This window comes from Afipia sp. P52-10, from assembly GCF_000516555.1.
Classification (GTDB): domain Bacteria; phylum Pseudomonadota; class Alphaproteobacteria; order Rhizobiales; family Xanthobacteraceae; genus P52-10.
In genome coordinates this window covers 57,087-82,395 of the sequence record NZ_AZSJ01000003.1, presented here as the reverse complement: position 1 = coordinate 82,395, position 25,309 = coordinate 57,087, and the positions used below count along the sequence as shown (strand labels likewise).

Below are 25,309 nucleotides of genomic sequence, written 5' to 3'. Positions count from 1 at the left end.
AACGCGATCAATCGTTGCGCGTTCATCGCATACAACATCTCGTGGAGGACAACACATGCTCGCGAAGCAATTGGCGACCGGCCTGGTCGCAACCGCACTTCTTTCCGGAACGGCTCTGGCGCAGGCGCCGGCTCCATCACAGTCGTCATCGACTCCGCGCGCGGAAACAACGGCGACCCCGGTGCAGGAGCAGACTGCGAATGAGTGGCGTGCGTCCAAGGTGATCGGCCTCTATGTTTACAATGACGCCGATGAGCGTCTCGGCGCGATCAACGATCTGTTGACCGACTCGAACGGCAAGATCGAGAAGGCGGTGATCGGTGTCGGCGGCTTCCTGGGGCTCGGCGAGAGCAACATTGCCGTCAACTTCGATCAGCTGAAGTTCGTAAAGGAGCCGATGCGGACCAGCTCGACCAGTTCGAACACGTCGCCGCCGGCTTCGGGCAATTCCGGCACGGTCGGCTCGACATCGACGGCGCCGGGCGGCACGACCACTGCGTCGAAGCCGAGCGTCAATCCTGACCATGCCAAGCTGAGCATGACCAAGGATCAGCTGAAGGCGATGCCGCAGTTCAAGTACGCGAACTAGTGTCCTCCGAAGTTCGCGATGCAGCACGCTCGAAGCGAACTCCGGATTTGATGAAGGACACTGGCCAGGCGGATTGTTAGATGGGCTGAGGCTCCGGCGGCGGGAACTTTTGTTCCTGCCGCCGGTTTGTTTCGGGAGGAGGCACTGTTCGGAACGCCGGTGAGTCGGGTTTCGCGAACAGCAAGCAGGAGAGGGAGACTTGTCATGGTGACGGAGACGATGACACGCAAGAAACACAGCCTGATCGCCAGCGATCGGGTCGAGGGGACGGCCGTGAGACGGCCGAAGGGCGAGAAGATCGGTTCGATCGAGCGGCTGATGATCGACAAGGTATCCGGCAAGGTGGCCTATGCGGTTCTCAGCTTTGGCGGATTCCTCGGCATCGGCCACAAGCATCTGCCGATCCCCTGGTCGCTGCTGAACTACAACGTCGAGCTCGACGCCTACGAGCTGGACATCGGCGACGAGGTGCTGCGCAAGGCACCGGCCTCCGACGAGAACTCGGAGTTCGACTTCGGCGATCGCACCGATGAGGCGCGGCTATACGGCTATTACAACGTTCCGCCGTATTGGGGCTTCTGATCCGACGGCCGCGGCTGGTCGCTCATCGAGGCACGCGTCGATCGACGCGCTGCGTCAAGGCGAGAGCAAGGCAGATACGGGAGATGATGCGGTCTTAGCTCGCCGCATCATCAAGCGTTAGGTGTTTCCCAGCGTTTGGCGCGCTCGTACATGCGACGCAGCGTTGCTTCCGCCTCGCTGGCTTTTTCTTCCGGCAGCGTCTGATGCAGCGCCGCGACCGTGCGCTCGAGCTGCACCGCGTCGAGCCGCGTCTTCAAATGATTGAACTCCACCTGCTGCAGCCGTGGCTTCAGCTTGTCGAACGTCTCCCGATCCTGCTCCGACGCCATCTCGCTCAAATTCTCAGATCCAAGGTGGTGGCGTTCTGACAAATACCGCGCTGTGACGGAAGTGTGGCGCTGCATTCAAGCAATGCGCGGATATCGATGCTGCGATGGCGCAAGCTGCGGTTCCATTCGCGACGTCGCCGGCAATGAACTTCCGGTGATGCGGGAACCCGGCTGATCGACCTTCGGTTGTGGGCTTCGGCGGCTGGACGACGGGAGAAACACCCATGACGATCAAAACGATTGTACTAGCCGCAATGGTTGCGGCGATTCCTGCGGTCGCGAGCGCTCAGGCGACGATGCGAAACGGCACTGCGCCGGCGCCGATCATGGACAATCCGGTCGATGAGACCGGGCACACGATCGGCTCGGCGGTCACGCCGACGCCTGCGCAGGCGACGATCCCCGATGCGGTGCTCAATCAGGTGCGTGGCTCGCACGTGCGCTCGATCAGCGTCAACCAGCAGATCGCGCCGGGCGAACGACTGCCGAAAGCGGTTCATCTGCATGCGGTCCATGACTATCCGAAGTATCGCTTTGCGGTCGTCAACGATCAGCGGATGATCGTCGATCCGCATTCGCGCAAGATCATGCAGATCGTTCAATGAGAGGCACGTCGGCGCGGCGGCTGAGCGCGCCGACGGAGCAAAGAGCCAGACGCGATCGGGGAAGCCCCGACGCCAGTGCAATGATTCCCGCTGCGATGATCATGCGCGACGCGTCCACGCGGCGAGGCGATCATCGTCGCCACGTGTTTCAAGGTTCCGCTGCCGCGAAGATGCCGCCGTCATCACGATGAAACCGCAATTGGCGGCGGAACGGGCGCCGTCCCTCTTTGGTTGTCTGGTCTGATTGTGTTCATGCTGGAGAATGACGATGAAGATCAGACTGCTCATGCTTGCGACCGCGGTTGCCACGCTTCCGACGATGGCGAGCGCGCAGACGACGATTGAGCGTGGTGTCAATGATGGTGCGGCGGCTGGCGGTCAGGTGCTCGGTCCGGCCGGCGCGATCGTCGGCGGCACGGTTGGCGCGGCGGTCGGGACGGCTGCGGCCATTCCTGAGGCGGTGATCATGTCGGTGCGCGGCGCGCCGGCGCATCCGGTCACCGTGCGCGAGGAGATCGTCGTCGGCGAGCGCCTGCCGGCGTCGGTGCGGCTGTACTCGGTCCGTGATTATCCGAACTACCGCTACGCGGTCGTCAATGACCAGCGGGTGATCGTCGAGCCGCGCTCGCGCAAGATCGTCCATGTCATTGAAGAGTAAGCCCATCGCATAGGCGGCCGGAAACCCCAAGGCGACGCAGAGAACGGGATCGGTGCGGGCGACCGCGCCGGTCCCGTTGGCTTGAGATGTGCCTTATTGCGACAGTGCGGGTTGTGGATAAGCTCGCTTCGTTAAGGATCTGAACGGGTTGGGAACGAACCGCGTCCGAATCGCTGATCGGCGATTCGCGGGCGCTGTCGGTATCCAGATATTGTGTTTGCGGAACCCAAGCGAACCAGATCAAGGAACGCTCGAACCAGCTTATTGCGACAATTGAAGCGATCGCGTTAACGCTTTCGAAGCGCTGGTTAATTCATTCTTAAGAATTCGGATAGCAATCTCCCCATCGCGCTGACGGGAGAACGCCAATGCTTTCCAGCCGAGAAGCTTTCGCCAAAGATGCCTGTCCTGTGGAAGATGAGCTGCTGGGCAGCCTTTACCGCGCCAGCCCGCAAGGTCTGCCCGAGCTCGTGAAGTCGGTGCCGGCGGAAACGCGGGCGATGCTGGCGCTGTTCTGCTATCGCCGGACTCACCTGCAGGGACTTGCGCTTGCCATCGCCTCGAGCTGCGAGCTGCGCGATCTCGTCGAGTGGGGCGGGGCGCTGGGCTCGGTAATCTATGAGGCGGCGATGCGCGGGTCGAACAAGCCGGCCGTCGTCGAGACGTCGAGCCGCCGCAAGGTGACGCTCTCCACCGCGCCGCTCTCGACCTTCGCCAAGCTCGAAGACGACGACGATTTCGATCTTGATGACGCCGAGCCCGTTACGGCCTGACCGCGTCGTCTGCCATGTGCGCTTGCCGCGCGCGAGCTCTCGCGCGCAGACCGCACCAGCCATTACCAGCCACGATAGTCACAGCCACCATCGCCGCCGCGCTTCTTGTTCAGACGCGCGGCGTTTTGCGGTGAAGGCTTTCGAGCGAAGCCTGTCGCGGACGTGATCAGGGATGGAGACCGGTTCGCCTGACGAAAACGCCTCCAACAAACGCTCGCGTTCAAGCGCACCTTACAAGCTGCTTTCCTGCGCCATCGCCGAGGCGACCGAGGCGCGCCGCCGCGCCAGGTAGCCCGCGAGCATGATCGCAATCGCGATCACCCACACGGTGATGGCGATCGGGCTCTCGACGAACGCCCACAGGTCTCCCTGACTGAGGAACAGCGTCTCGCGGAAGTGCTTCTCGATGTTCGGGCCGAGGATCAGCCCGACCACAAGCGGTGCGAGCTGGAAGCGCAGCTTGTTGAAGATATAGCCGAGCACGCCCGCGCCGAGCAGCACCCAGACGTCGAAGATGCTGTTGCGGACGCTGTAGGCGCCGATCACCGACAGCACCAACAGGATCGGCAGGAACAGGTAGTGCGGGATGCGCAACAGGCTCACCCAGACGCCGATCATCGGGATGTTCAGCGCCAGCAGCATGATGTTGCCGACATAGACCGAGGCGATCAGGCCCCAGAAGATCTCCGGCTTCTGCGTCATCAGCAGTGGTCCGGGCTGCACGCCCTGCACCAGCATCGCCGAGATCATCAGCGCCGCGATCGGCGTGAACGGAATGCCGAGCGCGAGCAGCGGCACGAGCGAGGCGGTCGCTGCCGAGTTGTTGGCGGCCTCGGGCCCCGCGACGCCCTCGATCGCGCCGCTGCCGATCTCGTCGCGATGCTTGGAGACCGCCTTCTCCAGGCGATAGGAGGCGAACGAGGCGATGGTCGCGGCAGGGCCGGGGATCAGGCCGAACAGGAAGCCGAGGCCAGTGCCGCGCAGCCAGGACGGCACCGAGCGTTTCCACTCGGTCCTGGTCGGCATAAGCTCGCGCATCGTCACGCTCGCCGGCCGCGCCGCAGCGTGGGCCTTGTCCTCGATCAGCAGCATCAGCTCGGCGAGGCCGTAGAGGCCGACGACGATCGGCACCAGCGAGACGCCTTCCGCCAGATGCAGTACGCCGAAGGTGTAGCGCGTTTCGCCGGTGACGGCCTCCTGGCCGATGGTGCCGAGCGCGAGCCCGATCGCCATCGGCAGCAGCGAGGAGGCGACGGTGCCGCCGGAAATACGCGCCATCACCAGCATGCCGCCGGCGGTGAGTGCGAAGAAGTCCGCCGGGCCGAACAGGATCGCCACCTTCGCCAGCGCCGCCGAGAACAGCATCACGCCGATCACCGCCAGTGTGCCGCCGACGAACGAGCCGACCGCGACGATGGTCAGCGTCGCCCCGGCGCGGCCCTTGCGCGAGAGCTGGTAGCCGTCGATGGCGGTGACGACCGAGGCGGACTCGCCCGGAATGTTCAGCAGGATCGCGGTGGTGGAGCCGCCATACATCGAGCCGTAGAAGATGCCGGCCATCATGATCAGGCCCGCGGTCGGGTCGAGCGAGAACGTCAGCGGCAGGATCAGCGCGACGCCCGCGACCGGGCCCAGGCCCGGCAGCACGCCGATCGCCGTGCCGGCGAATGCGCCGGCGAACGCCGCCAGCAGATTGGCCGGCGTCATCGCGATGCCGAGCCCGTAAATCAATCCTTCAAGCGAATTCATCGTGCAACCTGAAGTCTAGAACAGCCGGACCAGCCCATACGGCATCTGCACCTGCAGCAGGCGCACGAAGAACACCTCGAACGCCACGGCGATGATCGCCGCGTAGATCGCGAGCCGTATGCGCGATTTATCGGACAGCAGCGCCATCGCCACGAACAGGAACAGTCCCGACGCGATCATGTGGCCGACGTAATCCATGCCGACGAAGTAGGCCGCGAACGCCACCAGAACGAACACGAGCTTGCGCAAGCCTTCGCCGCTCGGCAGCGTGAAGCTCTCGCCATACACGGCCTTCGACGTTTCGGATTTCTCGAGCAGGACGCCGAGCGAGGCGATTGCCAACAGGATGCCGACGGCGATCGGGAAGATCGCAGCGCCCGGCCGGTGCCAGCGCCCGAAGCCGAGTTCGCTCCAGGCGTAGGCGGTGTAGGCGATGCTGAGCAGAAGCCCGACGGCGCCGGCGATGCGCCGGCCGCCGGGCAGCGAAAAGCTGCGGCTGTCGCTCATTTACTTCGTCTGCTCCAGGAAGTCGTTCACCTCCTTGAACTGCCGCTCGTAGTCCATCAGCTCCTTCTTCATCGCGTCGCCGAACTTGACGTCGACGGTATAGCCGTTGGCGGTGGCGAACGCCTTGAAGTCGTCGCTCTCGACCACCTTCTTCGATGCCGCGTTGAGCTTGTCGAGGATCGGCTGCGGCACGCCCTTCGGCGCGATCACGTAGTAGGCCGTGCGCAGGTAGGACTTCCACGGCGTCTCGCTGGTCGGCTTGGCGTCGGGGAAGAGATAATACTTGCCGTCGTTGAAGGCGCCGATCACGCGCAGCTTGCCGGCGTCCACCTGACCCTTCATGCCGGCGGCATAGCCGACCACGCCATCGACGCGGCCGCCGAGCGCGGCGAGGATCGCTTCGCCGCCGCCGCCGGTGAACGGCACGGTGGTGATGCGCAGGCCCGAAAGCTTGTTGAAGTGCTGCACGGCGATATCGTTGGCGGTGCGCAGGCCGGAGACCGAGACCTTCAGCTTGCCCGGGGTCTTCTTCGCCTCGTCGAGGAAGTCGTCGAGCATCTTGAAGCGCGAGTCGGCGGGCACCGCCAGCACCGCCGGCAGATCGACGAGCTTGACCACCGACTGGTAGCCGTCGGTGTCCTTCCAGGGCAGGCCCTTCATCTCCAGCGGCTGGAAGGCGAGCGAGGAGTTGGAGCCGAGGCCGATGGTGTAGCCGTCTGGGGTGGCGCGCACCACCGCGCCGGTGCCGATCGTCGCCGAGGCGCCGGGCTTGTTTTCCACAATCAGTTTGACCTTCAGTTCCTTTTCCAACAGCTCGCAGTACTTGCGGCTGATCGGATCGGTCGAGCCGCCGGGCGCGTAGGGCACGATGAAGGTGATGTCGCGCGCGGGCCATTCCTGCGCGTAGGCCGGCGTGCCGGCGACGAGCGTCGCGGTAGCCAAAGCTGCAGTGGCCAAAGTTGCGGTGGCGAGCGTTGTCGCAGCGAGGCTTGCGCGCAGGGCTGCGCGGCGGGTGAGCGGTCGGGCCATGTTTCTTTTCCCCCAGAGGCTTGTTCAGGAAATCGGCTTCTTGTTCAGCCGGACCATGGCGATGGATCGCCGCCCGCGTCAACCCGCTCGCGGCGAGCCCTACCGCAGGGCGGAACGGTTATCATATCTATCGGAATAGCCGTTCTGCTCTGCGCAATGGTGCTGGCGTCGTGGGGCTGGATTGTCTAAAGGAACCAGCCCCCTTTCCTTGGTTGAGACGATCATGGCCCATCCGATTCCCGAAGTTTTGAAGGCGTTTGCCGAAGGCGAAATGGTCGTCGTGACCGACGACGAGGACCGCGAGGGCGAGGGCGACCTGATCGCCGCCGCGTCGCTCTGCACGGCGGACAAGATGGCCTTCATCATCCGCCATACCTCCGGCATCGTCTGCGCGCCGATCACCTCGGAGGATGCGCGCCGGCTGCGCCTCGATCCGATGGTCGCCCACAACGACAGCGCCCACACCACCGCCTTCACCATCTCGATCGACTACAAGCCGGGCGGCACCACCGGCATCTCCGCCGAAGAGCGCACCGCCTGCTGCCGCGCGCTGGCGAATCCGAATGTCGGCGCCAATGACTTCGCCCGCCCGGGCCACATCTTCCCGCTGATCGCCCGCGACGGCGGCGTGTTGCTCCGCTCCGGCCATACCGAAGCGGCGGTGGATCTCTGCAAGCTCGCCGGCCTGCCGCCGGTCGGCGTCATCTCCGAACTGATGAACGACGACGGCACGGTGATGAAGGGCGCGCAGGTCTCCGCCTTCGCCGAGAAGCACAAGCTCAAGCTCGTCACCATCGCCGACCTGATCGCCTATCGCCAGGCGCGCGAGAAGCTGATCGAGCGAGTCTCGACCTTCACGGTGGAAAGCCCGATCGGGCCGTTGCAGGGCTACGCCTACTGCTCGCCGTTCGATCCGATCTATCACATCGCCTACGTCTACAAGGGCATCGGCGACGGCAGGAACGTGCTGACGCGCTTTCACAAGCCGAATCTGGTGCGCGACGTGTTTTCCGGCACGACGCGCGTGCTCGCAGCACTCGACTACTTCAAGCAGAACGGCTCGGGCGTGCTGGTCTACCTGCGCGATGGTGCCGCAGGCGTTCCGGTCGCGCCGCTCGACGAGCCGTCCTCGGCGGAGGCTGCGCGCAACCAGCAATGGCGCGAAGTCGGTGTGGGTGCGCAGATCCTGCGTGACCTCGGCGTCACCTCGATCCGGCACCTGACCTCCAGCGCCGTCGACTTCAAGGGCCTGGCCGGTTTCGGCATCGAGATCGCCTCCACCGAACCGTTCAAGGTGGACGGGAACTGAGCTTTCGTAACGCGGCTTTGGCTTTGCAAGGCAGGGCCAAAGCTCTAACCTGCCTGACCAAGGCTTCCATCTGCCCAGCAACGCCCGTCCGGGCGGTGTTCCGTTTTCTGAAGAGGATCGTCGATGAGTGCGTCAGTGAAGAAGTCCCATGCGGTGAAGGATGCCGAGGCGAAGTTCAAATGGGATGACGCCCTGCTGCTGGACGACCAGCTCACCGAAGACGAGCGCATGATCCGCGACACCGCACGCGCTTATGCCCAGGACAAGCTGCTGCCGCGCGTGATCGATGCCTATCTGAACGAGAAGACCGATCGCGAGATCTTCAACGAGATGGGCGCGCTCGGGCTGATCGGCGTGACGCTGCCGGAGGAATATGGCTGCGCCAATGCGAGCTACGTCGCCTACGGTCTGATCGCGCGCGAGATCGAGCGTGTCGATTCCGGCTACCGTTCGATGAACTCGGTGCAGTCGTCGCTGGTGATGTATCCGATTTACGCCTATGGCAGCGAGGAGCAGCGCAAGAAGTACCTGCCGAAGCTCGCCACCGGCGAGTGGGTCGGCTGCTTCGGCCTCACCGAGCCGGATGCCGGCTCCGATCCGGGCGGCATGAAGACCCGCGCCGAGAAGGTGGCGGACGGCTATCGCCTGACCGGCTCGAAGATGTGGATTTCCAATGCGCCGATCGCCGACGTGTTCGTCGTCTGGGCGAAGTCGGCCGCGCATGACAACCAGATCCGCGGCTTCATCCTCGAGAAGGGCATGAAGGGTCTGACCGCGCCGAAGGTCGGCGGCAAGCTCAGCCTGCGCGCCTCGATCACCGGCGAGATCGTGCTGGATGGCGTGGTCGTGCCGGAGAGCGCGATGCTGCCGAACGTCTCGGGCCTGCGCGGCCCGTTCGGCTGCCTCAACCGCGCCCGCTACGGCATCGCCTGGGGCGTGATGGGTGCGGCGGAGGACTGCATGCACCGTGCGCGCCAGTACACGCTCGACCGCAAGCAGTTCAACCGGCCGCTGGCGGCGACGCAATTGGTGCAGAAGAAGCTCGCCGACATGGAGACCGAGATCACCCTCGGCCTGCAGGGCGTGCTGCGGCTCGGCCGGCTGTTCGACGAGGGCAAGATGGCGCCGGAGATGATCTCGATCCTGAAGCGCAACAACTGCGGCAAGGCGCTCGACATCGCCCGCATGGCGCGCGACATGCACGGCGGCAACGGCATCCAGATCGAGTATCATGTGATGCGTCACGCGGCGAACCTGGAAACCGTCAACACCTACGAGGGAACGCATGACGTGCATGCGTTGATCCTCGGCCGCGCCATCACCGGCATTCAGGCGTTTACGTAAGGGGACCGAGTAGAGCAATGCCTCTATTCCCGTCATTCCGGGGCGCGAGCGAACAGCGAGCGAGCCCGGAATCCATAACCACCACCGGGAGTATGGATTCCGGGCCTGCGCGATAGATCGCGCATCCCGGAATGACACCGTTGATGTTAAGTCTGCTCAATCCGAAGAGACCGTAAAGGGGGACATGCCGTGAGCGACGAAGATATCGGCTTCAACAAGGATTTCCCGCTGCAGGCCGGCGTGGTGGAAGAGGTGATGCCCGGCCTGCGCCGGGTGCTGTGCGGCAATCCGAGCCCGTTCACCTTCACCGGCACGGTCAGCTACATCGTCGGCAAGGGCAAGGTCGCGCTGATCGATCCGGGACCGGACGATCCGGCGCACGCGCAAGCGCTGCTCGATGCGGTGCGCGGCGAGACCGTGACCCATGTGCTCGTCACCCACACCCACATGGATCACTCGCCGAACACGCCGCGGATCACGGCGGCGACCGGCGCCAAGGTCTATGCCGATGGCAACCCGCTGGTCTCGCGCTTCGTCGTCGAGGGCGACAAGAAGTCGAGCGAGGCGGGCGGCGATCTCACCTTCAAGCCCGACGTCAAGCTCGCCGACGGCGATGTCGTCGAGGGCGACGGCTGGGCGCTGCAGGCGGTTGCAACGCCGGGGCATGCGTCCAACCACATGGCGTTCGCCTGGCGCGGAACCAACGTGCTGTTCTCCGGCGACCATGTGATGGGCTGGTCCACCTCGATCGTGTCGCCGCCGGACGGTTCGATGCCGGATTACATGGCCTCGCTCGACAAGCTCCTGAAGCGCGACGAGGACCTGTACTTCTGCGGCCACGGGCCGGAGGTGCCGGACGCGCGGCGTTACGTCCGCTTCCTGCAGCGGCATCGCAAGGCGCGCGAGGATTCGATCCTGCACCGCCTCGCCAAGGGGCCGTGCGACATCCCGACCATCGTGCGCGCAAGCTATATCGGCATCGATCCACGGCTGGTGCCTGCGGCGGCGCGTTCGGTGTTCGCGCATCTGGAGGATTTGGTTCAGCGCAAGGTGGTGGCCACGGATGGCGAGCCGTCGATCGACGGCACCTATCGCTTGACCGGATCCTTGACCTGAGTGCCCTTCGCGGGCGTCGTCGGCTGCTTCTTCTTCTCGGGACGGATGTTGTCGGTGGCATCGTTGATGTCATCGATCAGCTTGGTGATGCGCGCGGCGTTGCTGCCGAGATCGTGCTCGAAGTAGCGTGACGACGAGCGCAGATCGACGCGCGAGCCGGGCCCATCGGGCAGGATGCGCACGGCGATGTCCTCGCGAAAGCCCATGATCGGCGTGCGAGCGATCGCCTCGATCTTGCCTTCGCGGCGCGGGGGCATCGGCGGGCGTGAATCGACCACCAGCCACTTGCGCTTGTGGATCAGCGCCAGCGTCGTGTCGTAGGCCTGCTGCGGCGAGACGTCGAGGCTGGCGGGCTCGATATCGGGATAGGCGAGGCGCTGCTGCTCGGCCGAGTACAGGCCGGCATAGGCGGCAGGGTTGGTGCCTTCGCCCGCGCGCAGCTGTGCCAGCGTCTCGAACTTGGGCGGGTCGATCGGGTCGGTGGTGATGTCGTAGAGCGGCGGCAATCGCCGGTACTGGTAGGCAAGGTAGGCCGGGTAGGCGAGGATCGCGGCATCGAGCAGCAAGGCCACCAGAACCCGCCCCATGCCGCGGCTGCCGTTCTGCCAGATCGCCGCAAAGGCTGCGATCGCCACCAGGATCGACAGGCCGGCGATCGCCAGCGCCCCGAAGAACGTCGCCAGTGCCGGTTTGAACTCGAGGAACCCGAAGCGAATGATGACGATCGAGACGATCGCCGCGACGGCCGAGAAGACCGCCAGCCGCCGGGCCCAAGTCGCCAGCGCGGAGAACGGTTCGTCCTGATATGCGGCGGAGAATCTGCGCGCCATGGCGCCTCATGATGTGGGTCGATCCGGCCCGTTGAAACCATGAGCGCGGCAGGAATACAAGGCGAAGATGGAGGGCGAGGCACAACGATGGAGCCGGCTTGATGACGGCGGTTGCCAGATATTGCTTTGACGGTGCGGACGCTCCTAACCACTCCCGCTAGCGGGGAGTGGTCGGATTGCGTTGGCATGATCCCGAAAAAGCGCAAAGCGGTTTTCGGATCAGATCATGCTCATCAAGCAATCCGGGTGAGGGGCGAGGGGCATGCGCGGACCAAGACGCAAGGTGACCAGTCTGTCCCGCCGACTCCGGATCAACCAGACCGACGCGGAACGAAAACTCTGGCAAAGTCTTCGTAACTGGCAGGTCGGTGGTTGCAAGTTCGTTCGGCAAGAAGCACTGGGAGCTTACATCTGCGATTTCGTGTGCAGGGAACGGAAACTTGTTATCGAGGTCGATGGCGGGCAGCACCTCGACTCGCGGGCAGATGGGATACGAGACAGGTACATGACGCGTGAGGGCTATCGAGTCCGGCGATTTTGGAACAACGACGTCCTGTCGAATCTCGAAGGCGTACTGACGATCATCGAAGTCGCACTGAAAGAGTAAGCCCCTCACCCGGACCCTCTCCCCGCAGGCGGGGAGAGGGAGCAGGTTGCCTCGTTTAGGAAAATTGCCGGGAAATCTGGGAAGGATTGCCGCAGCATCTGTCACCTTTCCCCGTTTGACGGGGAGAGGTCGGATCGCATTGGCATGATCCCGAACGTGCGAAGCGGTTTTCGGACCAGATCATCCCATAAAGCGATCCGGCTGAGGGGCGCAGTTGCGTGGCACTGTCACGCGGGATTGGCGGAGATCAGCCCCTCATCCCGACCTTCTCCCCGCGAGCGGGGGAGAAGGGGAAGACTGAGAGTCCTCACGCCGCCGCGGTCGGCAGCGTGTGGTCCTTGAACTTGGTGCGCAGGTCGGTCTTCTTGATCTTGCCGGTCGCGGTGTGCGGGATCTCGTCGACGAAGGCGACGTCGTCCGGCATCCACCACTTGGCGATCTTGCCTTCCATGAACTTCAGGATCTCTTCGCGGGTCGCGCTCTGACCCGGCTTGAGCTGCACGATCAGGAGCGGCCGCTCGTCCCATTTCGGATGATGCACACCAATCACCGCGGCTTCGGCGACCTTCGGGTGACCGACCGCGAGGTTCTCCAGGTCGATCGAGGAGATCCACTCGCCGCCGGACTTGATCACGTCCTTGGAGCGGTCGGTGATGCGCAGGTAGCCGTACTTGTCGATGGTGGCGACGTCGCCGGTGTCGAAGTAGCCGGCCTCGTCGAGCACGTTGCCGTCGATGCGGAAGTAGCCGGCGGTCACCGCCGGTCCGCTGACCTTCAGCCGGCCGAACGTGGTGCCGTCCCACGGCAGCTCCTTGCCGTCGTCGTCGGTGATCTTCATCTGCACGCCGAACGGCGGGAAGCCCTGCAGCGCCAGCACGTCCACCTTGGCGTCGCCCTTCAGCTCGGCGAATTGCGACTGCAGCGCGCCGACCGTGCCGATCGGGCTCATCTCGGTCATGCCCCAGGCATGGCGGACGTCGATGCCCATGTCGTCGAACGCCTTGATCATCGAGCGCGGCATCGCCGAGCCGCCGCAGACCACGACCTTGAGATCGGGCAGGGTCAGCTTGTTCGCTTCCATGTATTGCAGCAGCATCAGCCACACGGTCGGCACGCCGGCGGTGTGGGTGACCTTCTCGGTCGAGAGCAGTTCATAGACCGAAGCGCCGTCGAGCTTGGCGCCGGGCAGCACCAGCTTGGTGCCCATCGACGGCGCGGAGAAGGCGATGCCCCACGAGTTCGCATGGAACAGCGGTACCACCGGCAGCATCGTATCCTTCGCGCGCGTGCCGATCGCGTCGCCGTTGTTGGCCATCAGCGCGTGCAGCACGTTGGAGCGGTGCGAGTAGACCACGCCCTTCGGGTCGCCGGTGGTGCCGGAGGTGTAGCACATCGCCGCCGCGGTGTTCTCGTCGAAGCTCTTCCAGGCGAAGTCGCCATCGACCGCGCCGATCCACTCCTCATAGGCGATCGCGTTCTTCAGCTTGGTCTCCGGCATGTGCGCCTTGTCGGTGTAGATGACGTAGCGCTCGACGCTCGGCAGCTTGTCGGCCAGCGCCTCCAGCAGCGGCACGAATGTCAGATCGATCATCACGACGCGATCCTGGGCGTGATTGATGATCCAGCCGATCTGGTCCGGGAACAGGCGCGGGTTCACGGTGTGGCAGACGGCGCCGATGCCCATGATGCCGTACCAGGATTCCAGGTGGCGCCAGGTGTTCCAGCCAAGGGTGGCGACGCGGTCGCCGAGCTTGATGCCGTCCTTCTCCAGCCGCTGCGCGACCTTCAGCGCGCGGGCGCGGACCTGCGCATAGTTGGTGCGGTGGATCGGCCCCTCGACCGAACGCGTGACGACTTCACGCTCGCCATGGACGGCAGCCGCATGATCGATCATTCGCATGCACAGCAGCGGCCAATCCTGCATCAAACCACGCATCGTTCCCTCTCCTTAACAACGTGTCTTAACAACGTGTCTTCCGGCTGATGACGGCGTGCCGGTTCCCGATCGCCTTCTTAGCGCGGCGCGAAAACGGCGCAAACCGCTTTCCGGTTCACCCTTCTGAATTTTGGAATAAAGGGCACCCATGCGATGGATGCAATCACCGTTGGGCAGGTTGGTGCGTTGGTGCGATAACTGGCCGCAAGCGGGGGCATCGGGGGCTGATGAAAAGTCGTGCAACGTTGTGGGTGGCGTGTTGCGTCGCAATGACGGGCTTGGGCGTTGCGGGCGCGGCTTGGGCGCCGGCAGCTTGGGCGTCGCCGGTGCCGCTGCCGAAGCCGAGGCCGGCGATCGACGCGCCGCCGCAGCTTCCGCCCAGTGCGGGCAGCACGGGGGCAGAGAAGAATATTCTCGAGAGCCAGCCGAATGCCGTGCCGCCGCAGCCATCCGCCTGCCGGCTGGCGCTGACCGAAGAGATCGCGATCGCGCCCTCGCAGCCGCCGATCACCGGGCCCGGTGCCTGCGGTGGTGACGACATCGTGCGGCTGGAGGCGGTGGTGCTGGCCGACAAGAGCCGGGTGCCGCTGAAGCCCGCGGCGGTGCTTCGCTGCAGCATGGCGACGGCGGTGGCGGAGTGGGTGCGAAGCGATCTCGCGGCGATCGCCGTCGAGGCCGGCAGCCGGATCAGCGAACTCGACAACTTCGATTCCTTCAGCTGTCGCGGCCGCAACCGCGTCGCCGGCGCAAAGCTGTCCGAGCATGGCCGCGCCAATGCTATCGACCTGCGCGGAGTAAAGTTTGCAAACGGACAGTTCGTGGCGTTGACCGACCGCGGCACCGCGCGCGAGCTGCGCGAGAAGATCCTGCGCTCGGTGTGTGCGCGCTTTACCACCGTGCTCGGACCGGGCTCCGACGGCTATCACGAGGATCACATCCATCTCGATCTGGCCGAGCGGCGCAACGGCTACCGCATCTGCCAGTGGGAGGTGTGGGACGGGCTGCCGAAGGTCGCGCCGTTGCTTCCGGCGCAGCGCCCGGACGAGGCGCCGCCGCGCGCGGTTGCCGAGGAGGCGAGGCCGGACCAGCGCGCCCCGCCGGCTGCGCCCGTGCAAAACCGTCCGCGCAGCCGCAGCAGCCCGCCGCACCGGAGAGCGCCCCCGTGGCGGGGGGCTTGCGGCCCTCCTTCAGCGAACACGAGGCGCCAGCGGCGCGCGCGCAATCCCCCGAGGCGCAATCGTCTGCGGCGCCGTCCTCGCGCGCCAAACGATCCGCCAAATCATCAGCCAAGCCGTCTGCTCAACCCGAGTCCCAGCCGGAGGCGAGGCCGGCTCCGGAAGTCGGCCAGAAGAACGCCGCACCGCCGCGGCCGAAGAAGAAGCGCAGCGTCCGCCGCGCTCAGCCGCAGCCGTGGTGGGACATCCTCAACCCGCAAAGCATGAAGCCGCAAAGCAAGAAAGGCACCGGGTTCTCCGGTGCCTTTCGCTGAGCTCTCGTTGAGCGCGTCTGCGTTGGTTTCGCTTGCGCGATCAGAACGTCGAGCCGCCCGGCGTGCCGGAGAGCGCCACCCGCGGATTGACCGGGGAGTCGCCGGCCTTGCGGTCGAGCACGACGACGATGGTGCCGACATTGACGCGGTTGTAGAGGTCGATCACGTCCTCGTTGGTCATGCGGATGCAGCCCGAGGAGATCGACTCGCCGATGTATTCCGGCTGGTTGGTGCCGTGGATGCGGAACAGCGTGTCCTTGCCACCCTGATAGAGATAGAGGCCACGCGCGCCGAGCGGATTGTCCGGACCGCCATCGACCTGCTTCGGCAGGCCGGGAATGCGCTTGTGGATATCCGCGGTCGGAATCCAGCGCGGCCATTCCTGCTTGGCGCCGATCTTGGCGATGCCGGAGAAGGCGAGCGCTTCCTCGCCGACGGTGACGCCGTAGCGCAGCGCCTTGCCGTTGTCCTGCACCAGGTAGAGGTAATGGTTGTCGGAATCGATGACGATCGTGCCCGGCGTTTCCTTGCGGTGGTAGCTGACGATTGCGCGGCGGAACGGCTGCGGGATCTGCGCCTTCGGATACTTGGCCTTCGCCAGCAGCGCCTTGTCGCGTGGCGTCATGCTGGCATCCGAGGCCGCTTCGTAGGTGGTGGTTTGGCAGGCTGCCAGCATCAACGCAGCCGCGACCACCGCCAGCCGGGCGACGAGTGAAGAACGTGAGGACGACATTTTCGCTTTACCCCTCGACTGTCCTTCTGGTGTCCCACGCCAAAAGGCCGGCAGGCTGTGCTGCCCGATTCCGATCGGCCGTAATTATCTCAGACCAATGCCGTTTTTCCAGCGTTCCCATGCCCGTACCGCTTCGCAGCATGGTGGCTGTGGCATTTATGTTTCACAAACTCAGCCTAGAGCAGAAATTCTAAGACGCGGTTAGCCGGAGCCCTCACGGCCGCGTGAAGGCTGGGGCGGTCTGGTGGCTGAGAGGTGGCGGAAATGTGGCCCCGATGCTTGCGCCGGTGCCACGGACGGGCTGGCTTTGGGATCGGCGTCCGGGGATGGACGCCAGGATCGCCGTCCGGGCCCCCGTATGGACCTGCGACAAAAATCGCCAGGGCGGCTTGCTCGAATCCCAGGAACAAGGCACGGCTTCTGCGCCGCAGTGGTCTGCCGGCTTGGTTTGCGTCTACGCCAGCCCGTCCCGACAGCCCGTCGTTCGTTCCGTGTCCCCAGCTGCTCAAGCGCAAGCGGAGGTTCCGCCCATGCTCTCGGTCTTCGTTCCCGCCAACAACGCCCTGAAAACCGTCGACGCCGGCATCGGCGAGACGCTGCCGCAGGAGGCGGTGTGGATCGATCTGGTCAACCCGACCCCGCCCGAGGACAAGCTGGTGGAGAAGCTGCTCGGCGTCGAAATCCCGACGCGGGAGGAGATGCAGGAGATCGAGATTTCGTCGCGCCTCTATGTGGAGCGCAGCGCGCGCTACATGACCGCGACCTTGATGTGTGCCGCCGACAGCGAGGCTCCGCGCACGACGCCGGTCACGTTCATCCTCGCCGGCCATCGCCTCGTCACCGTGCGTTACGATCATCCGCGGCCGTTCGCGCTGGTGGAGCATAAGCTCGCGCGCTACTGCACGCCGGGCGTCACCGGCGAGATGGTGCTGATGGAGCTGCTCGATGCGGTGATCGACCGCTGTGCCGATATCCTGGAGCGCGCCGGGGCCGATGTGGATGCGGTCAGCCGCGAGATCTTCGAGCCGGAGGGGACGCGCACCGGCCACGCCAAGCAGTATTCGAACATTCTCATCACCATCGGCCGCAAGGGCGACCTCACCTCCAAGGTGCGCGAGAGCCTGGTCTCGATCGGTCGCCTCGTCACCTTCGTCGCAGCCGAGATCGACGGCGTGAAGTGGTCGAAGGAGATTCGCGAGCAGCTCAAGACCATGCAGCGCGACGTGCAGTCGCTCACCGACCACGCCTCCTATCTGTCGAACAAGACGACCTTCGTGCTGGATGCGATGCTGGGCGTGGTCAACCTCGAGCAGAACAACATCATCAAGCTGTTCTCGGTGATGGCGGTGGTGTTGATGCCGCCGACGCTGATCGCGTCGGTCTACGGCATGAACTTCAAGGCGATGCCGGAGCTCGAGTGGCACCTCGGCTATCCAATGGCGCTGGCGCTGATGGTGCTCGCGGCCGTGCTGCCCTACCTCTTCTTCAAATGGAAGAAGTGGCTCTGAGAAGCCATCGGCGGTCATATTTGGGCTTGGCTCGTGCGCCGAACTGGCCGACATGACCGCCCCGCGCACAACGCCTGATCCTTATGGTAACGCCCGATCACCGTGGTGAGGAGGCGATACGCATCATTCCGAAAGGCGCGAAGCGGTTTTCGGATGGGATGATGCGCAAATCGGCGCCTCGAACCATGCGGCCACAGATGGCGATGGGCTCTACGGGCTCTTCACGGCTTCTTCTTCACGCGTTGCATTTCCAATGCGAGCGACACCCGCAAGTTCAAAAACAACAGCAGAAAGTTGGGTGGGCGCAGCTGGGTGGGCGCATCAATGCATTTGGCGTCATTCCGGGGCGCGAGCACAGCTCGCGAGCCCGGAATCCATAGACCCTGTGCTGATGAGTTTGCCGTTACGCCCATGATCTTGGATCACATCAAACGAGCGCGTGCGATGGGCGCTGCTTGCAAGGGCACCGGCACTGCGCGCCATCACGCACACCGGGCATATGGGTTCCGGGCTCATCGCTTCGCGATGCCCCGGAACGACGGCAGAGAATGGAGCGGCGCTGTTCTTTGACCTCTCACCGTTTGCGGGAAGAGAAGCGCAGGCATCAACTCCGCCGTCATTCCGGGGCGATGCGCAGCATCGAGCCCGGAATCTATAACCCCTGTGCTGATGAGTCTGCCGTTACGGCCATGATCTTGGATCATATGAAACAGCGCGCCCGATGGGCGCTGCTTGCAAGGGCACCAGCACTGCGCGCCATCACGCATACCGGGCATATGGGTTCCGGGCCCGCGCCAAGAGGCGCGTCCCGGAACGACGGCAGAGAGTGGAGCGGCGCTGTTCTTTGACCTCTCACCGTTTGCGGGAAGAGAAGCGCAGGCATCAACTCCGCCGTCATCCGGGGCGATGCGCAGCATCGAGCCCGGAATCCATAGCCCCTGTGCTGATGAGTTTGCCGTTACGCCCATGATCTTGGATCACATCAAACGGCGCGTGCGATGTTTTCACTTACAAGGGCACTGGCGCCGTGCGCCATCACGCACACCGGGCGTATGGGTTCCGGGCCCGCGCGACCAATCGCGCGTCCCGGAACGACGGCTGGAGTGCGGAGCGAGCGCAACGCATACTCAGCCGTTCTGGAAGCCCCCTGCTGTCATTCCGGGCTCCTCGCGGAGCCTGCCGGCGGCGCTTGCGCTGGCCCTTCGCGATGCCCCGGAACGACGGCCGCGAATGGAGCGGCGCATAGCCCCCTCCACGGTCATTCCGAAAGACCCTCCGCCGTCATTCCGGGGCGCGCCAAATGCGAGTTGCAATTGCCGCGCGGCGGCCGAAGACTGCGCCACAGGGAAACTGCCGCCGCCGGCTTCAAGCGGCGCACAACAGCCTACTGGGACAAGCGGCGCACAACAGCCCACCGGAGCGGGCTTCGTAGCAGGCCTCCGAGGAAGCGAAAGCAGGCGGGTCATGGATAGCCAGTCGGACGCGTCGCATTTTGACGTGGTGATCGTGGGCGCGGGCCTGTCGGGCATCGGCGCCGCCTATCATCTGCAGCGCAACTGTCCGGCCAAGCGCTATGCGATCCTCGAAGGTCGTGCCGAGATCGGCGGCACCTGGGATCTGTTCCGCTATCCCGGCATCCGCTCGGACAGCGACATGTTCACCCTCGGCTATTCCTTCAAGCCATGGACCGAGGAGAAGGCGATCGCCGCCGGGTCGACGATCCTGAATTACGTCCGGCAGACCGCGCAGGACAACGGCATCGATCAGCACATCCGCTTCAACCATCGTGTGACGCGCGCGTCGTGGTCGTCACAGGACGCGCGCTGGATGGTCGAGGCGCAGCAGGGGGCGGAGCAGACGCCCGTGCGCTTCACCTGCAATTTCCTCTTCATGTGCAGCGGCTACTACAGCTACGAGGCCGGCTACACGCCGGACTTCGCAGGCGTTGCCGATTTCAAGGGCCGCATCGTCCATCCGCAAAAATGGACCGAGGATATCGATTACGCCGGCAAGCGCGTGGTGGTGATCGGCTCGGGGGCGACTGCGGTGACGCTGGTGCCGGAGCTCGCAAGGACGGCGCAGCATGTGACGATGCTGCAGCGCTCGCCGACCTACGTCGTCTCGCGGCCAGCGTCGGACGCGATGGCGAACACGTTGCGGGCGAAGCTGCCGCCGCGCGTTGCCTATCACCTGATCCGCTGGCGCAACGTGCTGTTCGGCATGTACTTCTATCAGCTCTGCCGCCGCAAGCCGGAGCAGGCCAAGCAATTGATCCTCGGTGGCGTGCGCGCACAGCTCGGTCCGGACTACGACGTCGATACGCACTTCACGCCGCGCTACAATCCCTGGCAGCAGCGGCTGTGCCTCGTGCCGGACGGCGATATGTTCCGCGCGATCCGTGAGGGGCGTGCGTCGGTCGTCACCAGCCACATCGATCGGTTCACTGCGAGCGGACTGCGCCTGAAGGATGGTTCTGAGTTGCAGGCCGATTTGATCGTGACGGCGACGGGCCTCAGTCTCGTGCCGCTCGGCGGGCTGGAGCTCAGCGTCGACGGACGCCCGGTCAGTATCCCCGAGACCATGAGCTATAAGGGGATGATGTTCTCGGACGTGCCGAACTTCGCCTCCGCCTCCGGCTACACCAACGCGTCGTGGACGCTGAAGTGCGACCTCACCTGCGAGTATGTCTGCCGGTTGTTGAACTACATGGACAAGCACGGCTATCGCCAGTGCGTGCCGCGCAACACCGATCCATCGGTGACGACCGTGCCGTGGCTCGACTTCACCTCGGGCTATGTGCAGCGGGCGCTACCGAAATTTCCGAAGCAGGGCTCAAAGCGGCCCTGGAAGCTCTACCAGAACTACGCGCTCGACATCGTCACCCTGCGCTTCGGTCGGGTGAACGACGGGGTGATGCAATATTCCTGAACGTTTCTTCATCGTGACGCGCGCAGCGCTTACGCAGCGCAGCCAGATCGGCGAGGTGAGCCGTCACAGCGTCGTCGTCGACTCAGAGCAGCGTGATTCGCATCACATCCTCGTGCTGTGACTTGAACCATCTTGGTTCGCGTGAAGCCCCACCCATATCGATTGGTATGAGACTGAGGAGCCGTTCGATGACCCCGTTTGAAAGAGCGTTGCGTTATCGTCGCCTGGCGGCGCGCGAGACCAACAAGTCGACCATCAGCCTGCTGCACCGTCTGGCCGACGATGTCGAGCGTCGTGCGCGTGCACGGGCCGAGGCGCCGCGCGGACCGGCGGAGGTCGTGTCGCTGGCGGCAAGGCTTACGGCGCGATCGATGCTGCGCGGTTCGGCAGAGGCGGCGTAAGCGCCTCAGTGCAGAGGCGGCGTCCAGTCCACCCAGAACACGTAGATGCCGATGAAGCCGGTCGCGGCGCTCGCGCCGACGGCGGCCCAGAAGGTCGGGTAACGCGCCGCGCGCGTCAGGGCAAAAAACATCCCCAGCCATATCGTGGCCAGTATCAGCAGGTCTCGCATCGCGCGCTCTCCATCCGCCGCTCAGGATGACGAGCCTGTGAAGGCGCGACTGTGAGATAGATCACATACATCGCCGCGGCTGCGAATTTGACCATTGTGTGCGGACGATTGCTGGGGATGGCGCCGTTCGGGTGCGCTACCCAAGCATGCAGGGCGGCCTCGCGCTGCGGGCCATTGCCTCGCCGGATCGAACTTGCGATCCTGCGGCCATGAGCACAGCCCGCGAACGACTACAACAAGCCTTAGCCCGCGCGACTGACCCGAAGGGTGAGGGCGCGCGATCCTGCCTCACCGTTTATCCGGAGACGGCGCGCATCGAGGCCGACGCCGCCGATGCGCGCGCCAAGGCGGGGCAGAGCCTGGGACCGCTCGATGGCGCGGTCATCACCATCAAGGATTTGTTCGATGTCGCCGGCGAAGTCACCCGCGCGGGCTCGGCGGTGCTGGCCAAGCGCGGCAGGAAGGCTGCGGCCGACGCGCCGGCCATCGCCCGGCTGCGGGCTGCCGGCGCCGTGATCGCGGCGAAGACCAACATGACGGAGTTCGCGTTTTCCGGCGTCGGCGCCAATCCGCATTTCGGCACTCCCGGCAATCCGGCAGATCGCAAGCGCATTCCCGGTGGCTCGTCGTCGGGCGGGGCGGTGGCCTGCGCCGACGGGATCGGCGAGATCACGATCGGTACCGATACCGGCGGTTCGACCCGTATTCCTGCCGCGCTCTGCGGCATCGTCGGCTACAAGCCGACCCAGAAGCGGATTCCACGCGAGGGCGTCTATCCGCTGTCGTTCGCGCTCGATTCGATCGGACCGATGGCGCGCAGCGTTGCCGACTGCTTCCGCACCGACGCCGTGCTCGCGGGCGAAAAGCCGTCCGCGCTCGAAGCTGCGACGCTTGGCGATATCCGCATCGGTTTGGTGCAGGGCATGGTGCTCGATCATCTGGACGGTATCGTCGGTCCGGCATTTCAGCAGGCGTTGGCGAAGCTCGCCTCGGCGAAACGGTCCGACATCACCCTCGATGCGCTGGACATCATGCACGGTGTCAACGAGCGCGGCGGCATCGCTCCGGCGGAGGCCTACACGATCAATCGCACGCTGCTGGCGGAGGACGGGGACGGCGTTGATCCGTTCGTGCGGGCACGCATGATGCGTGCCGCGCCGATGATCGCGGCCGACTATATTCGCAACATGCGCGAGCGGTTGCAGGGCATCGCCAGAATGGATGTTTTGTTCGACCGCGTCGATGTGCTGGCGATGCCGACCACGCCGATCGTCGCGCCGACGATGGAGGAGGTGTCGACGCCGGACGGCTTCGCCTCGCGCAATGCGCTTCTGCTGCGGAACACGGCGATCGCCAATTTCTTCGATCTCTGCGCGATCACGCTGCCGCTGAATTTTGGCAACGCGCTGCCGTGCGGGCTGATGCTGTTCGCGCGTCACGGCAACGACGCGCGGCTGTTCCAGATCGCTGCCGCGATCGAGAAGGCGCTAAAGGCGTGATGGCGGTTAGCTGATCGTCACCTTCACGGTGCCGACGCCGTCGATATTGCACTCGAGCGTATCGCCCTTATTGATGGCGGCGACGCCGGCCGGGGTGCCGGTCATGATCAGGTCGCCCGCGCCGACCGAGACCTGCTGCGACAGCTTCGCAATGATCTCGGCGACGTTCCAGATCATCTGATCGATGTTGCCGTCCTGCCGGATGGTGCCGTTGACGCTGAGCCAGATCCGCGCCTTCGACGGATGGCCGATCTCCGAGGCCGGCTTGATCGTGCCGCAAGGCGCCGACTGGTCGAACGACTTGCCGATCTCCCAGGGCTGCTCCTTCTTGCGCGAGGCCATCTGCAGGTCGCGCCGGGTCAGGTCGATGCCGGCGGCATAGCCGTAGACGTGGTCCAAGGCCGTCGCCGGATCGAGGTTGCTGCCGCCGCTCTTCAGCGCGACGACGAGTTCGGCCTCGTGATGGAGATCCTTCGTCAGCGGCGGATAGGGGATAGTGGCGCCGTCCTGGGCGATCATGTCCGCATGCTTGGCGAAGAAGAACGGCGGCTGGCGTTCATCATTGCCGAGTTCTCGGATGTGTTCGAGGTAGTTGCGGCCGACGCACCAGATGCGGCGCACCGGAAACGTCTGCGATGTGCCAGCGACAGGAAGCTGCGGCTGCGCGAGAGGGGCGATGACGAAGGAAGATTGTGCGGTCATGCGGTATCTCACAGGACGTGGGAGGGAATCTCAGCCGCCAGGATCGCTTATCCGTTGCCGGAGGCCAGTGCCAGCGGGCGGCTGTCGCGGTACTGCAGGCGGAAGAACGAGGCGTAGCGGCCGTTGCGGCGGAGCAGGTCGTCGTGATTGCCGGTCTCCACCACGCGGCCGTTCTCGATCACATGGATCGTATCGGCGTGCATGATGGTGTTGAGGCGATGGGCAATCACCAGCGTCGTGCGTCCGTGGCAGAGATGCTCGATCGCCTCCTGCACCTGGCGCTCGGATTCGGAGTCCAGTGCGGCGGTCGCTTCGTCGAGCAGGATGATCGGCGCGTTCTTCACCAGCGCGCGGGCAATGGCGATGCGCTGGCGTTGGCCACCGGAGAGCTGCGCGCCATGCTCGCCGACCGGCGTATCGTAACCTTGCGGGAAACCCATGATGAAGTCATGTGCGCAGGCGGCCGTGGCAGCGGCGATGATGTCGGCCTGGCTCGCACCCGGACGTCCGAAGGCGATGTTCTCGCGGATGGTGTCGCGGAACAGGAACACGTCCTGGCCCACATAGGCGGTCTGCAGTCGCAGCGATTGGCGCGAGACGTCGGCGATCGTTTGCCCGTCCACCAGGATCGCGCCTTCGGCGACTTCGTACAGCCGCAGCATCAGGTTGAGCACGGTGGATTTGCCGCCGCCGGAAGGACCGACCAGTGCCGTCACCTTGCCGGGCTCTGCGACCAGATTCATGTGGTCGAGCACCGTCTCGCCCGGCCGATAGGCGAACGTCACATCGCAGAATTCGACACGGGCATCGCGAAGACGCAGCGCGGGCTTGTCGCCGTCATCTGGTTCGCTCGACGGGCTGTCGACGATTTCGAGCAGCTTGCGGGCGCCGATCAGCGCGGCGTTGAGATCGAGGTTGAGCTTGGCCAAGCGCTTGGCCGGCTCGTAGGCCAGCAGGAACGCTGCCAGGAACGAGAGGAACTGGCCGGGCGTGGCACCGGTTTCGACGATACGATAGCCGCTGTAGACCAAGGTGAGGCAGATCGCGAGGCCGCCAAGCGTCTCCATCAGCGGGCTGGAGCGATGCGAGACCCGCGCCATCTTGTTGGCGCTGGCCTGAACCGCGTCGATGTTCGCGTCGATCCGCTGCTGCATCGCGCCTTCAAGCGTGAACGCCTTGACCGTGCGGATGCCCTGCAGTGCCTCCAGCATCGTCTCCTGGATGTTGGCCTGCCCCGTGAACTGATTGCCGGCGAGACCGCGGATGCGGCGGATCAGCTTGCGCAGCACCAGCAGTGCCGGCGGCGCGACCAGAAGTCCGATCAGCGCCATCACCGGATCCTGCACGATCATGACCACCAGAAGGCCGATCAGTGTCAGCAGGTCACGGCCGACCGAGGTGATCAGCATGTTGAGAAGCTGGGCGATCGCGCTTGCGCCGATCGTCATCCGCGCCAGGAACTCGGACGAGTGACGGTCCGAATAGAAACCGACGTTCTCGCGCATCAGTTTGGCGAACAGCCGGCGCTGGTTATCGGCGAGGATGGCGTTGGCGATCTTCGACAGGATCACCGATTGGCCGTAGGTCGCAGCACCGCGGACAATGAAGATCGCAGCGATCCCGAGCGACAGAGTGAGGATCAGGTTGAAATTGCGCTCCTGATAGGCGGCGTTGACGACGTCCTTCAGCAGATAGGTGGAGAGCGCGGTGGCGGCTGCCGCGACCGACATCAAGATGAAGGCGAGGGCGTAACGACGCCAGTAGGCGACGCCTTGCTCCTTGATCAGGCGGCGGATCAGCAGGGCGGTCCCGTGCGGGTCCTGCTCGAGCGGCTTGTCGGTGACGCGGGTGTCGGAAATCGGATGCCGTCCAGGTTCATCGCCCTGCAGCCGAAGCCGGCGCAGCGGCGGGGTTAG

At 64.7% G+C, this 25,309-nt stretch carries 24 protein-coding genes; 14 read left to right on the top strand and 10 right to left on the bottom strand.

Annotated elements, in window-relative coordinates; all coding sequences use genetic code 11:
• Nucleotides 1-55 precede the first annotated feature (55 nt).
• Together X566_RS01815 and X566_RS01810 are read left to right on the top strand one after the other, a co-directional pair.
• The gene (locus X566_RS01815; RefSeq protein WP_034463011.1) at nucleotides 56-589 is read left to right on the top strand and encodes a PRC-barrel domain-containing protein; all 534 of its coding nucleotides are present in this window, start codon (nucleotides 56-58) and stop codon (nucleotides 587-589) included.
• 204 nt (nucleotides 590-793) lie between these two features.
• Nucleotides 794-1,171, top strand: coding sequence for a PRC-barrel domain-containing protein (locus tag X566_RS01810; protein ID WP_034463010.1), 378 nt, complete (start codon nucleotides 794-796; stop codon nucleotides 1,169-1,171).
• A gap of 110 nt (nucleotides 1,172-1,281) precedes the next feature.
• On the opposite strand, the gene X566_RS01805 is transcribed toward X566_RS01810, so the two are convergent.
• Nucleotides 1,282-1,509 (bottom strand): hypothetical protein, encoded by a 228-nt coding sequence (locus X566_RS01805; RefSeq protein WP_152539773.1) that lies wholly within the window; start codon nucleotides 1,507-1,509, stop codon nucleotides 1,282-1,284.
• A 215-nt stretch (nucleotides 1,510-1,724) separates the two neighbouring features.
• Between X566_RS01805 and X566_RS01800 the strand changes: the two genes are divergently transcribed.
• The 3 genes from X566_RS01800 to X566_RS01790 all read left to right on the top strand — a co-directional run bounded on the left by X566_RS01800 (nucleotide 1,725) and on the right by X566_RS01790 (nucleotide 3,536).
• Complete coding sequence (locus X566_RS01800) at nucleotides 1,725-2,105, top strand: DUF1236 domain-containing protein (RefSeq protein WP_034463008.1); 381 nt, start codon at nucleotides 1,725-1,727, stop codon at nucleotides 2,103-2,105.
• Between the two features lie 268 nt (nucleotides 2,106-2,373).
• Complete coding sequence (locus X566_RS01795) at nucleotides 2,374-2,763, top strand: DUF1236 domain-containing protein (RefSeq protein WP_034467568.1); 390 nt, start codon at nucleotides 2,374-2,376, stop codon at nucleotides 2,761-2,763.
• A gap of 368 nt (nucleotides 2,764-3,131) precedes the next feature.
• The gene (locus X566_RS01790) at nucleotides 3,132-3,536 is read left to right on the top strand and encodes a hypothetical protein (protein ID WP_034463007.1); all 405 of its coding nucleotides are present in this window, start codon (nucleotides 3,132-3,134) and stop codon (nucleotides 3,534-3,536) included.
• A 231-nt stretch (nucleotides 3,537-3,767) separates the two neighbouring features.
• Here the strand turns inward: X566_RS01790 and X566_RS01785 are convergent, their stop codons facing one another.
• From X566_RS01785 to X566_RS01775, 3 genes are read right to left on the bottom strand one after another with little or no spacing between them, the layout of a single operon-like run.
• Nucleotides 3,768-5,285: a tripartite tricarboxylate transporter permease gene (locus X566_RS01785; RefSeq protein ID WP_034463006.1), complete on the bottom strand. Its 1,518-nt coding sequence runs from the start codon at nucleotides 5,283-5,285 to the stop codon at nucleotides 3,768-3,770.
• A gap of 15 nt (nucleotides 5,286-5,300) precedes the next feature.
• Nucleotides 5,301-5,792, bottom strand: coding sequence for a tripartite tricarboxylate transporter TctB family protein (locus X566_RS01780; protein WP_034463004.1), 492 nt, complete (start codon nucleotides 5,790-5,792; stop codon nucleotides 5,301-5,303).
• Nucleotides 5,793-6,821, bottom strand: coding sequence for a tripartite tricarboxylate transporter substrate binding protein (locus X566_RS01775; protein ID WP_034463002.1), 1,029 nt, complete (start codon nucleotides 6,819-6,821; stop codon nucleotides 5,793-5,795).
• A 223-nt stretch (nucleotides 6,822-7,044) separates the two neighbouring features.
• On the opposite strand from X566_RS01775, the gene ribB reads away from it, so the two are divergent.
• From ribB to X566_RS01760, 3 genes are all read left to right on the top strand, one after another.
• Nucleotides 7,045-8,130: a 3,4-dihydroxy-2-butanone-4-phosphate synthase gene (gene ribB / locus X566_RS01770; RefSeq protein WP_034463000.1), complete on the top strand. Its 1,086-nt coding sequence runs from the start codon at nucleotides 7,045-7,047 to the stop codon at nucleotides 8,128-8,130.
• Between the two features lie 123 nt (nucleotides 8,131-8,253).
• Nucleotides 8,254-9,474, top strand: a complete 1,221-nt coding sequence (locus X566_RS01765) for an acyl-CoA dehydrogenase (RefSeq protein WP_034462999.1) — start codon at nucleotides 8,254-8,256, stop codon at nucleotides 9,472-9,474.
• Nucleotides 9,475-9,663: 189 nt separating this feature from the next.
• On the top strand, nucleotides 9,664-10,590 hold the full coding sequence (locus tag X566_RS01760) for an MBL fold metallo-hydrolase (RefSeq protein ID WP_034462997.1): 927 nt from the start codon (nucleotides 9,664-9,666) through the stop codon (nucleotides 10,588-10,590).
• Here the strand turns inward: X566_RS01760 and X566_RS01755 are convergent.
• Nucleotides 10,563-11,420 (bottom strand): DUF1499 domain-containing protein, encoded by an 858-nt coding sequence (locus tag X566_RS01755; protein ID WP_034462995.1) that lies wholly within the window; start codon nucleotides 11,418-11,420, stop codon nucleotides 10,563-10,565. The genes X566_RS01760 and X566_RS01755 overlap by 28 nt on opposite strands.
• Nucleotides 11,421-11,703: 283 nt before the next feature.
• On the opposite strand from X566_RS01755, the gene X566_RS01750 reads away from it, so the two are divergent.
• The gene (locus X566_RS01750) at nucleotides 11,704-12,027 is read left to right on the top strand and encodes an endonuclease domain-containing protein (RefSeq protein WP_343213027.1); all 324 of its coding nucleotides are present in this window, start codon (nucleotides 11,704-11,706) and stop codon (nucleotides 12,025-12,027) included.
• A 307-nt stretch (nucleotides 12,028-12,334) separates the two neighbouring features.
• Here X566_RS01750 and X566_RS01745 read toward each other — a convergent pair whose 3' ends face one another.
• Complete coding sequence (locus X566_RS01745; protein ID WP_034462990.1) at nucleotides 12,335-13,963, bottom strand: fatty-acid--CoA ligase; 1,629 nt, start codon at nucleotides 13,961-13,963, stop codon at nucleotides 12,335-12,337.
• Between the two features lie 326 nt (nucleotides 13,964-14,289).
• Between X566_RS01745 and X566_RS01740 the strand changes: the two genes are divergently transcribed.
• On the top strand, nucleotides 14,290-15,405 hold the full coding sequence (locus tag X566_RS01740) for an extensin family protein (RefSeq protein WP_409337802.1): 1,116 nt from the start codon (nucleotides 14,290-14,292) through the stop codon (nucleotides 15,403-15,405).
• A gap of 87 nt (nucleotides 15,406-15,492) precedes the next feature.
• Here X566_RS01740 and X566_RS01735 read toward each other — a convergent pair whose 3' ends face one another.
• Nucleotides 15,493-16,185 carry a L,D-transpeptidase gene (locus tag X566_RS01735; RefSeq protein WP_034462988.1) on the bottom strand — a complete coding sequence of 231 codons (693 nt, stop codon included), beginning with the start codon at nucleotides 16,183-16,185 and terminating at the stop codon, nucleotides 15,493-15,495.
• A gap of 530 nt (nucleotides 16,186-16,715) precedes the next feature.
• On the opposite strand from X566_RS01735, the gene X566_RS01730 reads away from it, so the two are divergent.
• From X566_RS01730 to X566_RS01720, 3 genes are all read left to right on the top strand, one after another.
• Nucleotides 16,716-17,693, top strand: a complete 978-nt coding sequence (locus X566_RS01730; protein WP_034462987.1) for a magnesium transporter CorA family protein — start codon at nucleotides 16,716-16,718, stop codon at nucleotides 17,691-17,693.
• A 1,464-nt stretch (nucleotides 17,694-19,157) separates the two neighbouring features.
• Nucleotides 19,158-20,621 (top strand): NAD(P)/FAD-dependent oxidoreductase, encoded by a 1,464-nt coding sequence (locus X566_RS01725; protein WP_034462985.1) that lies wholly within the window; start codon nucleotides 19,158-19,160, stop codon nucleotides 20,619-20,621.
• 188 nt (nucleotides 20,622-20,809) lie between these two features.
• Nucleotides 20,810-21,022 carry a hypothetical protein gene (locus X566_RS01720; RefSeq protein WP_034462982.1) on the top strand — a complete coding sequence of 71 codons (213 nt, stop codon included), beginning with the start codon at nucleotides 20,810-20,812 and terminating at the stop codon, nucleotides 21,020-21,022.
• Between the two features lie 5 nt (nucleotides 21,023-21,027).
• Here the strand turns inward: X566_RS01720 and X566_RS24935 are convergent, their stop codons facing one another.
• Nucleotides 21,028-21,192, bottom strand: coding sequence for a hypothetical protein (locus X566_RS24935; RefSeq protein ID WP_160170427.1), 165 nt, complete (start codon nucleotides 21,190-21,192; stop codon nucleotides 21,028-21,030).
• Between the two features lie 209 nt (nucleotides 21,193-21,401).
• Here X566_RS24935 and X566_RS01715 point away from each other — a divergent pair, with 209 nt between their 5' ends.
• Nucleotides 21,402-22,691, top strand: a complete 1,290-nt coding sequence (locus X566_RS01715) for an amidase (RefSeq protein ID WP_034467564.1) — start codon at nucleotides 21,402-21,404, stop codon at nucleotides 22,689-22,691.
• Between the two features lie 6 nt (nucleotides 22,692-22,697).
• Here X566_RS01715 and X566_RS01710 read toward each other — a convergent pair whose 3' ends face one another.
• Both X566_RS01710 and X566_RS01705 read right to left on the bottom strand, forming a co-directional pair.
• A complete protein-coding gene (locus tag X566_RS01710; protein WP_034462981.1) occupies nucleotides 22,698-23,393 on the bottom strand; it encodes a fumarylacetoacetate hydrolase family protein in 696 nt (231 codons plus the stop codon).
• Between the two features lie 47 nt (nucleotides 23,394-23,440).
• Nucleotides 23,441-25,252 carry an ABC transporter ATP-binding protein gene (locus tag X566_RS01705; protein ID WP_034462980.1) on the bottom strand — a complete coding sequence of 604 codons (1,812 nt, stop codon included), beginning with the start codon at nucleotides 25,250-25,252 and terminating at the stop codon, nucleotides 23,441-23,443.
• Nucleotides 25,253-25,309 lie beyond the last annotated feature (57 nt).

What these genes read in the sequence shown, in the direction of transcription:
- X566_RS01815 (WP_034463011.1), top strand. Translation starts at nt 56, where the DNA reads ATGCTCGCGAAGCAATTGGCGACCGGCCTGGTCGCAACCGCACTTCTT.
- X566_RS01810 (WP_034463010.1), top strand. Translation starts at nt 794, where the DNA reads ATGGTGACGGAGACGATGACACGCAAGAAACACAGCCTGATCGCCAGC.
- X566_RS01800 (WP_034463008.1), top strand. Translation starts at nt 1,725, where the DNA reads ATGACGATCAAAACGATTGTACTAGCCGCAATGGTTGCGGCGATTCCT.
- X566_RS01795 (WP_034467568.1), top strand. Translation starts at nt 2,374, where the DNA reads ATGAAGATCAGACTGCTCATGCTTGCGACCGCGGTTGCCACGCTTCCG.
- X566_RS01790 (WP_034463007.1), top strand. Translation starts at nt 3,132, where the DNA reads ATGCTTTCCAGCCGAGAAGCTTTCGCCAAAGATGCCTGTCCTGTGGAA.
- X566_RS01785 (WP_034463006.1), bottom strand. Translation starts at nt 5,285, where the DNA reads ATGAATTCGCTTGAAGGATTGATTTACGGGCTCGGCATCGCGATGACG.
- X566_RS01780 (WP_034463004.1), bottom strand. Translation starts at nt 5,792, where the DNA reads ATGAGCGACAGCCGCAGCTTTTCGCTGCCCGGCGGCCGGCGCATCGCC.
- X566_RS01775 (WP_034463002.1), bottom strand. Translation starts at nt 6,821, where the DNA reads ATGGCCCGACCGCTCACCCGCCGCGCAGCCCTGCGCGCAAGCCTCGCT.
- ribB (WP_034463000.1), top strand. Translation starts at nt 7,045, where the DNA reads ATGGCCCATCCGATTCCCGAAGTTTTGAAGGCGTTTGCCGAAGGCGAA.
- X566_RS01765 (WP_034462999.1), top strand. Translation starts at nt 8,254, where the DNA reads ATGAGTGCGTCAGTGAAGAAGTCCCATGCGGTGAAGGATGCCGAGGCG.
- X566_RS01755 (WP_034462995.1), bottom strand. Translation starts at nt 11,420, where the DNA reads ATGGCGCGCAGATTCTCCGCCGCATATCAGGACGAACCGTTCTCCGCG.
- X566_RS01745 (WP_034462990.1), bottom strand. Translation starts at nt 13,963, where the DNA reads ATGCGTGGTTTGATGCAGGATTGGCCGCTGCTGTGCATGCGAATGATC.
- X566_RS01735 (WP_034462988.1), bottom strand. Translation starts at nt 16,185, where the DNA reads ATGTCGTCCTCACGTTCTTCACTCGTCGCCCGGCTGGCGGTGGTCGCG.
- X566_RS01730 (WP_034462987.1), top strand. Translation starts at nt 16,716, where the DNA reads ATGCTCTCGGTCTTCGTTCCCGCCAACAACGCCCTGAAAACCGTCGAC.
- X566_RS01725 (WP_034462985.1), top strand. Translation starts at nt 19,158, where the DNA reads ATGGATAGCCAGTCGGACGCGTCGCATTTTGACGTGGTGATCGTGGGC.
- X566_RS01720 (WP_034462982.1), top strand. Translation starts at nt 20,810, where the DNA reads ATGACCCCGTTTGAAAGAGCGTTGCGTTATCGTCGCCTGGCGGCGCGC.
- X566_RS24935 (WP_160170427.1), bottom strand. Translation starts at nt 21,192, where the DNA reads ATGCGAGACCTGCTGATACTGGCCACGATATGGCTGGGGATGTTTTTT.
- X566_RS01715 (WP_034467564.1), top strand. Translation starts at nt 21,402, where the DNA reads ATGAGCACAGCCCGCGAACGACTACAACAAGCCTTAGCCCGCGCGACT.
- X566_RS01710 (WP_034462981.1), bottom strand. Translation starts at nt 23,393, where the DNA reads ATGACCGCACAATCTTCCTTCGTCATCGCCCCTCTCGCGCAGCCGCAG.